Annotated in this window: 6 protein-coding genes and 1 pseudogene; 5 read left to right on the top strand and 2 right to left on the bottom strand. The window is 41.5% G+C overall.

Annotation, left to right across the window (positions count from 1 at the left end):
- Nucleotides 1-653: 653 nt before the first annotated feature.
- The 5 genes from GFB47_RS16160 to GFB47_RS16140 all read left to right on the top strand — a co-directional run bounded on the left by GFB47_RS16160 (nt 654) and on the right by GFB47_RS16140 (nt 5,430).
- Complete coding sequence (locus tag GFB47_RS16160; protein ID WP_153448987.1) at nt 654-2,630, top strand: replication initiator protein RctB domain-containing protein; 1,977 nt, start codon at nt 654-656, stop codon at nt 2,628-2,630.
- 385 nt (nt 2,631-3,015) lie between these two features.
- On the top strand, nt 3,016-3,213 hold the full coding sequence (locus GFB47_RS16155; protein WP_153448986.1) for a hypothetical protein: 198 nt from the start codon (nt 3,016-3,018) through the stop codon (nt 3,211-3,213).
- Between the two features lie 191 nt (nt 3,214-3,404).
- Nucleotides 3,405-3,614, top strand: a complete 210-nt coding sequence (locus tag GFB47_RS16150; RefSeq protein ID WP_153448985.1) for a DUF3283 family protein — start codon at nt 3,405-3,407, stop codon at nt 3,612-3,614.
- 105 nt (nt 3,615-3,719) lie between these two features.
- Nucleotides 3,720-4,445 (top strand): YebC/PmpR family DNA-binding transcriptional regulator, encoded by a 726-nt coding sequence (locus GFB47_RS16145; protein WP_153448984.1) that lies wholly within the window; start codon nt 3,720-3,722, stop codon nt 4,443-4,445.
- A 109-nt stretch (nt 4,446-4,554) separates the two neighbouring features.
- The gene (locus tag GFB47_RS16140) at nt 4,555-5,430 is read left to right on the top strand and encodes an NAD(P)-dependent oxidoreductase (RefSeq protein ID WP_153448983.1); all 876 of its coding nucleotides are present in this window, start codon (nt 4,555-4,557) and stop codon (nt 5,428-5,430) included.
- 84 nt (nt 5,431-5,514) lie between these two features.
- On the opposite strand, the pseudogene GFB47_RS16135 reads toward GFB47_RS16140, so the two are convergent.
- Together GFB47_RS16135 and lamB are read right to left on the bottom strand one after the other, a co-directional pair.
- A pseudogene (locus GFB47_RS16135) lies at nt 5,515-6,877 on the bottom strand (alpha-amylase family glycosyl hydrolase).
- A gap of 98 nt (nt 6,878-6,975) precedes the next feature.
- The gene (lamB, locus tag GFB47_RS16130) at nt 6,976-8,244 is read right to left on the bottom strand and encodes a maltoporin LamB (RefSeq protein WP_153448982.1); all 1,269 of its coding nucleotides are present in this window, start codon (nt 8,242-8,244) and stop codon (nt 6,976-6,978) included.
- Nucleotides 8,245-8,404 lie beyond the last annotated feature (160 nt).

Raw genomic sequence — 8,404 nt, 5'->3', positions numbered from 1 at the left:
GCTCTTAGAACAATGATCAAGGAAGGCTGGTGAATATGCAATGAGATCCAAAGACCAAGATTACGGATCAATGATCAAGTGTTTATTTGCTATGGAAGCATACAAAGCCTTATCTAGATTACGATGTATGTCATTTTGAAAAGTGCATTTAACATTGAAAACTTAGCAAGTAGCCAGTATTCAACTTGATCATCGTTCCTAAAAGTAAAGAATTAGCGAAAAATGAATTAAAAAGGCTTCCGTCGCATGCTCATATTCGTTATCAGCAGAATAATATGCACATTGAGATAAAATATCTGTGGATAACATGTCTATTTTGATTGATCATTGTTTCGCTTTCTCAATGATCATGCTTTAGGAAATATCCTGATCATGCTTCTTATCAAAATTGATCATCCTTCCGATCTTACTTTGATCATGCGTCTTAAGCCTTTATGATCATGCTTCCCAAAGGTAAAAAAATAACTTCTTTATATACAGTCACTTAAAGGGGGATTACCAGCCAGATCATTAGATCATATAACCAATATAGATCATATAAACAAAAGATCAGTTATATAAATCAAGATCATTTTTTTCTTTCTTTTTGGATCTTTTTTCTTTATTCTCTTGGAACTATGTACACCTTACGATAAATGCGAAATGGAATTGTTATGGCTAGCCAAGAAAAGATCTTAATTAAATTACCTCGAACCCACAAAGATGGTCATTTATTTAAGATATCAGATCAAGTGATTGACTGGATCGAACAATACCAACATTTTAAAGGGGTAACCCGCAGTATTATCGAGCTACTTAATCTTATTTCTTTACGCGGACTTTCCAGTAAAGATGGCTTTGTATCGACAACCGAGCTTATTGAAGCAACCGATGGGCAGCTGACTCGAGCCGCAATCCAGCAACGTTTACGTGCCGCGGTATCAATCGGATTATTTCATCAAATTCCAGTTCGTTTTGAAGAAGGGCTAGCTGGCAAGACCATGCTGCATAACTTTGTCAATCCAAATCAGTTAATCTCGGTATTAGGATCAACCAGTTTAAAAACGGAATCAACCAGAAAAACTGAGAATCAAAAACGTTCTAAAGCGTTGGCTCAAACACAAGTTAACCGACAATTACTTAACGATCACGGATTGTTTACCCCACCAGCTATGCGAAACGAAGCCGATCAATTTGTAGTTTCGCCAACTAATTGGGCAGGGATCATAGATCAAGCATTAGCGCCACCAAGAACCAGAAAAAGCTACCAAAAATCAATGGTTTCTATTTCTGGCACTCGAGCAATCATTGAAACAAGATCATCCAAAAATATTATGACGGTTGATGATCAAATGACCCTGTTCGCGTTATTTACCTTAACGGTTCAGTATCATCAACACCACCAAGATGATTTTCATGTTGATGCCAAACAAATGCCGAATAAAACCCCTTTATATATCACGGATATTTTATCTCTACGCGGGAAAAAAGACAGTGGCCCAGCTCGTGATTCAATCCGTGACAGTATTGATCGTATCGAGTTTACCGATTTTCAATTGCATGAATTAACCGGACGTTGGCTTAGTGAAAACATGCCGGAAGGGTTTAAAAGTGATCGTTTTCGCTTTATTGCCCGCACTATCACTGCTTCCGATGAAGCGCCAACTGAAAATTCAGCCGGTGAGATCCGGATCAAACCTAATTTGTATATTTTGGTATGGGAACCGTCATTTTTTGAAGAATTATTAACCAAAGATTACTTTTTCTTATTCCCACCAGAGATCTTGAAGCAACACACCTTAGTGTTTCAGCTGTATACGTTCTTCAGAAGCCGTCTAGTACGCCGTTTAACCGAATCAATGCTCCTAAGTGAGATCAATCAAAAACTGGCGAGAAACATCGAATGGCGTCGATTCTCGATGGATCTGATCCGTGAATTAAGAAAGCTATCTGAAGGCAAGCAAACCGATGATCTTTTTGTGGTTAATCTTTGGGGTTACCATCTCACGATCACCAACATTATGGAAAAAGGCAAAGTGCTCGATTATCAAATTGATATCCGTTGTGATGCCGAAGAAGTGTTGCGCTTTTCACGTGCTCGTACCACCAATGCCGGCAAGCGTAATATGGCGCCAACGCTACCAAACCCGCTGCGTAATGAGCTAGTATCTAAGCAAAAATTACAAGAATTAGCCGAGATCATTGATGGCGAATTCGAACCGATCCAACGTAAAGCCCCTTCACCTCGTGGTCGTTTAGGTCGTCGAGTGAAACAGAAAAAACACTTAGTTGAGATCAACGCTGATGAATTGATCATTACCTTGTCTAAATATACCTCGCCACAAGCGCTAGAACGCAGTTTAACCGCGTTATCTGCCATGACGGGGCATCCGTATGCTTCAATTAAAGAAGAGTGCGATGAGTTGATTGATAAGCTCGATTGGTTACGCGTGGGTGAAACGGTGGTGCCATACGAAACATTAAGTAAAACCGTCGAGTTGTTTAACCAAGAGTCCAAAGATAAGCATTTGTCGATAGAACGTGTCATTGCAGGATTAGCGGTAAGACGTAAAGTATGTAAACAAGTCTTCGAAGGTCACTTAGATGAAACTGTGATCCGAGCCTTAAATGAAATGGCTGCCGATAGCTGATTTTTATCTAATCTATCGCTAATCTTATAACCAGTCTGAATTAAAAAAAGCTCAAAGATCAAATCTTTGGGCTTTTTTATGAAAGCATGATCAAGGATGTATTTAGGTAAATGAACCCTTGATCATGCTTTCGGGAATTATTGTCTATACTGTAAATATATAATGAATTGGGGCGGTAGCTAACGGGGTTAGGTCGATTTTACTTGGCGTGATCATATTGACGCTACACCCAGTTTAAGCAGAAGAACAGCAATTCTTTTCCGCATTAATAATGTTGTTAGTGAAGTCTGATTGGAATCACAATCTACACATTATTCACTTAACAACTTAGCCATTTTTTGCTTAATATCCAACTTAGTTTATACATGGTTTTCTGGAGGTACTTATGTCGATTAATTCAATAGATCATGATGACATGACAGGCATTACCACATCTTGGACTAAAAAAGATGAATCGGTGGCCCAAGCAAATTCCAAACAAATGAAAAACGCTGAGGCTAGACGTCGGATTGAAACATTACAAGAAATTCGTGAAAGCGGATTAACTTTAGAAGAGGCGAGAGAACTCGGTTTGATCCATTAATCAGGCGTTATCTCTTTAGTCTTTGAATTCAAGCGCTGTAAAAAGCAGCAGTAAAGAGTGTTGACTTAAAACAGGGCGAATCATTCGTCCTGTTTGTTCGATTTACACTGTAAACTTGGTAATATTTTTTATCTTTCCCCTTTAGCTATGCTATATTTCCCGCTCTTAAAATCGCACATAAAGGTCGTCTCATGTCTATTAATTTATCTTTGCTGCCACCTGCGGAGAAAAATAAGATCGAGTTAGATAAACAAGCTTCTTATTTTGTTTGGCAATTAAAGCAGGCGAAAGCAGGACCCGAATTGTTATTTAACGAAGCGGAAAAAATCCGAGACCCTGATGAGCGTGTTTTTTTCGAACAAGCAATCCAAAAATACAAACGGATCATGGGCGTCGCATAAAGACAGTCTGACTAACATGAAGGCCAACCGTGATCTGAGACCATAAGAATAGAGTCATTGTTATGGTAACATTCAGCATAAAATAAAATCAGAGAGAAGATACCCATGGGAAGAAGTTTTGAAGTGCGCAAGGCCTCAATGGCAAAAACTGCAGGCGCAAAAATTAAAGTTTATTCAAAATACGGTAAAGAGATTTACGTTGCCGCAAAAAATGGTGGCGCTGATCCTGATATGAATTTATCGCTTAAGCATCTTATTTCTAAAGCGAAGAAAGACAACGTTCCAGCGCATGTAATTGAAAAAGCATTAGACAAAGCCACTGGCGGCGGCGGTGAAGATTTCCAACCTGCACGTTACGAAGGTTTTGCTCCTGGTGGCGCTAGCGTTATCGTTGATTGCCTAACTGATAACGGCAACCGTACATTCCAAGACGTTCGTCAATGCTTCGTGAAAACCGGTGCAAAAATTGGTAGCCCAGGTACTGTTGGTCATATGTTTGATCATCAAGCGGTATTCCAATTTGCTGGTGAAGATGAAGAAGCAGTATTAGAAGCGCTAATGATGGCGGATGTTGATGTTACCGACATCGAATTAGAAGATGGTGTGATCACTGTTTTTACCCCGCATACTGAATTCTTTAAAGCGAAAACAGCGTTAGCAGAAGAATATCCAGATCTTGTGGTTGATGTCGAAGAAATCACTTTTGTGCCACAAAACCATACGCCAGTTACCGGCGAAGATGCGGTTAAATTCCAGAAGTTTTTAGACATGCTAGACGATTGTGATGATGTGCAGCAGGTTTACCACAATGCAGAGCTTGAAGAAGAGTAAGCATTGCTTGGCTGGTAATAACAAATAAACATTTCAACACCGAGCGCTTAATGCGCTCGGTGTTTTTATTTAAACGGTATTATTTTTTGATTTGAAGAAGGGAGTCACGATGAAGGTTAGTTTTCTCGGTTTAGGGGTTATGGGTTTTCCAATGGCTGGGCATTTAGCGCAAGCCGGATTTGAAGTTAGCGTTTTTAACCGTACTCATAGCAAAGCGCAAGATTGGACGAGCCACTATTCAGGTATAGCTGCCACCACCGTTGAAGAGTGCGTGAAAGACGCGGATGTGGTTTTGCTTTGTGTCGGTAACGATGATGATGTACGCAGTATGACCACCAGCCAAACCGGTGCGTTAGGTTTTATGAAAACGGGCGCGATTTTAGTGGATCACACCACCACATCGGCAACCTTGGCACAAGAGCTCTTACAAGCGGCTCAAGCCTTGAATATTGAATTTATGGACGCACCAGTATCTGGCGGTCAAAGTGGCGCTGAAAACGGCGTATTGACCATTATGTGTGGTGGCGAGCAGGCGTTATTCGACAAGCTTCAACCGGTATTTAAAGCTTATGGTAAGTCATCGGTATTGATGGGCGAAGTCGGTCAAGGTCAGCGGGCTAAAATGGTCAATCAAATTTGTATTGCTGGCGCATTACGCGGATTGTCTGAAGGCTTATTACTGGCTCAACAATCAGGCTTAGATATTGAAAACTTAGTCGATTGTTTGAAAAATGGCGCCGCAGGTTCATGGCAGATGGAAAATCGCGCCAGCACCATGGCCAAAGATCAATACGATTTTGGTTTTGCCATTGATTGGATGATCAAAGATTTAGGTTTTAGCTTAGATGAAGCCAAAAAACACGGCTTGAACTTAGCGCATACTCAGCAAACCTTTGATAATTACGTCGAACTTGCTAAAGCCGGTGATAACCGTATGGATACCTCGGTATTGCATAAAGCGGTGCAGAAGATCGCGGCAAAATAAGCAATTCGTTTATCTTAATCCAGCAAAAACATGCCACTACGATCACGCAGTGGCATTGTTTATATCGAATTGATAGCTTTTCGTTTAGTCAGCCATTAACATCAGTCCAGATTGTGCCGGGATGGTTAAGCTATGTTGAGAAAGAAGATCATCCCCCCCGAGCAACACGTTGTATTGCGCGGCAGGTAAATTCACTTGGAACTCTTCATTCCCCTTATTGATCGCTACAATCCCTTTTGGGTGCTCAATACTGCCACGCAACAGCACCAACAGTTCATTACCACAGGCTAAGACGTGAATCGGTTCACCATGTACTTGTTTATGGAACGCGATCATTTTGGTCAGACTATTATCATGCCAACTTTTCATCCAGCGGGGATGACCGAGAGCATCGACATCATTACTGGTGTTGAGATCGGTATAAATCAACGGCGAACCATCACAACAACCGAGTAAATAACAATAAGCTAACTGCTCATGCCCAGCCGACATCAGCTGATTACGGAAAACATCATTATTAGGAATGTCATGCGTTACGACAAACGTGATCGCACGATTTGGATCTAAACACTGACCATTTTCAGCAACCGATAATAAAGACTTCATACTCACGTTATGCTCAAACACATTCAACATAGAATGGAAGAGTGGAAAATCATAAGCATCGAATGGCGTCTGCTCGACAAACGGCTGTAAAAAGGTTTCGTATTCAGCTTTGCCCACGCCACCATCGGTAATGATCTCACCAAAAATTCGCACATCGGCACAAATATCTTCAGTCCAGACTTTTTCAATATGTGCGGCAGATAAGTGTTTTGCTGCATCAATTCGAAATCCATTCACGCCTAACGCTTTCAGTGCTTTGATATAGCTTTGTTGTTGCTCAACCACATTATCCGTTGGCGCCAGTGTAGGAAGCCCTGGATCTGTGTCACTGCCACTTAATCGGCCGGTTTGCACTTCTTTGGCATCTAGCCAGTTTTTGATTGGGAAAGCGGGTTCAAAATCGTTTGAAGTAAATAACGGCTGCGAGAGATCGCCAAATAAACGAAGTGTGGCGTAATGTTCTGCTTGGTTTTGATATTGCGCCATAATTGTCGGGTTTGGATAATTTAAGTCATCACGACAATAGGCTTCGTTGGCCATGTGATTAAACACCACATCGACATAAATTTTTATCTGTTGTTGCTTTAATGCATCCAACATGGCAATAAAATCAAGAGTATTGCCTAATGGATTGTCGATCACTCGGTAGTCTTGGTGGTTGGTAACGCATCCACCATTTATCTTCATCCGGTGATTTCATTGGAGGTGATATTAAAATCGATTGGTAACCTAATTGCGCGATACGCTCTGCTTCAGCGGCGATCTTGTTATATGACCAATCAAAGGCATGTAAAATCACATCAGCTTGAGGTGTTGCTTGGTTTGCTGTGAATACAGACATAATGCCCCTTAAATTAAAGGTATAGGTAAACCTACCTATTGAAAAACAGATAACGCCAGCAACGTGCCGGCGTTAATTTTTATGTTAAACAGAGTGGCTTACCACCATGCTTCTGCTTGGATACCAACGGATACTTCAGAAGATTCATCCCCACCGAAGCGATTGTCATTTTTAAAGTCATCTACATACGATGCGTAGACGCGAATTTCCGGACGAGCCCAGAATCCAGATCCAGCAGACCATGCTTGCGCAACAGTAAACTTAGCACCTTCATTATCAGCCCCTTTGCTGCCCCATGCGTTATCTTCAGTGAAATAACCGGCTTCAAATTCAGTTTTCATAATTTCAGACCAGTTATAGATTGGGCGCACAACAATGTTGGCAAAAGTATGGTCGTCTTTATTACTATTATCGTAAGAGCTTTGTGCATACATCACTTGGTGACCAAGATTCCAGCTAGAACCCATATCAATCACACCAAAGTTAATCACGCGGAAACCAGTATCGCCATCGGTGACAGCAGGAACCCAGCTACCTGAACCTAGCCCAGCCATTCCTGATGCAGCGCCGTTAGTACCAAATTGGAATACGGTTTTGTTAAAGCCGCCGAAGAAGTTATTTTGGCTAACGACTGCTGTCAACATGACACTGTCATCTGTATCGACATTAAAGTTTTCTTGTTCGTCAGATTCATTAACCATGTAATAGTTAACACCCAACTCTAAGCTCGCATCTTGCCATAGACCTAGACCAGCATAACGAAGGTCAAAATTGTTAACATTGATGTTTTGATTATTGTTGCCTGTGCCATCGAGATCAACCCCAAGGCTGTCATCGCGCATGAAAGCAAATGATAATTTACCAGGACCAACTGTGACGTTTTCAATACCACCGCCCGCACCGCCAGAAGTATTCCAGTAATAGAAGTCAGTAATATGAATGTCTTGACGTTGGTAGTAACGCTTACCGGCCCAAAGTGTGGCATCCTTATCGAACTCGAATAAACCTTTGGCTTGTACGTTAAATTGCGCCAATGCAACATCGGCACCATCATCGTCATCACGAGCTGATTCCCAGCCGTTAGAACCATCAGAGCCATACGCAATCATAGAGCTCACAATAAATTCAGCGCTATCACCAGCTTTAATTGGCGTGGTATCTAATTGAATTTCACCGTATACATCATCTTCGTTACCAAGACGACCCACTTTATTTTTTTCATACGATTCATTAGCACCACCATGGGCACTTACGCCAGTACCAGCACGCATATAACCGTGGAAGTCGACGCCAACTGCCATCGCGGAAGACGCAAGTAGAGCAGAGGATACCGCAGCAGCTGTTAAACAAACCTTAAGCGTTTTCATAATTACAATCCTTTATATTGTTTCTCGTTACCCTGCTCACACTGTCGTTAGCATAAGCATGCAATGGGTTGACTGTTCGCTGAATGCGTATGACTTCTTTGGTTTCGTCATTCAGTGATGGGGTTATCTTGCGGTAATCGAACATGCGGAACATCCTCCT

The sequence above is a fragment of the Vibrio algicola genome, assembly GCF_009601765.2.
Classification (GTDB): domain Bacteria; phylum Pseudomonadota; class Gammaproteobacteria; order Enterobacterales; family Vibrionaceae; genus Vibrio; species Vibrio algicola.
Note: the sequence above shows the minus strand (reverse complement) of the source record. Positions and strands in the feature narration are given on the sequence as shown.

What these genes read in the sequence shown, in the direction of transcription:
- GFB47_RS16140 (WP_153448983.1), top strand. Translation starts at nt 4,555, where the DNA reads ATGAAGGTTAGTTTTCTCGGTTTAGGGGTTATGGGTTTTCCAATGGCT.
- GFB47_RS16155 (WP_153448986.1), top strand. Translation starts at nt 3,016, where the DNA reads ATGTCGATTAATTCAATAGATCATGATGACATGACAGGCATTACCACA.
- lamB (WP_153448982.1), bottom strand. Translation starts at nt 8,244, where the DNA reads ATGAAAACGCTTAAGGTTTGTTTAACAGCTGCTGCGGTATCCTCTGCT.
- GFB47_RS16150 (WP_153448985.1), top strand. Translation starts at nt 3,405, where the DNA reads ATGTCTATTAATTTATCTTTGCTGCCACCTGCGGAGAAAAATAAGATC.
- GFB47_RS16145 (WP_153448984.1), top strand. Translation starts at nt 3,720, where the DNA reads ATGGGAAGAAGTTTTGAAGTGCGCAAGGCCTCAATGGCAAAAACTGCA.
- GFB47_RS16160 (WP_153448987.1), top strand. Translation starts at nt 654, where the DNA reads ATGGCTAGCCAAGAAAAGATCTTAATTAAATTACCTCGAACCCACAAA.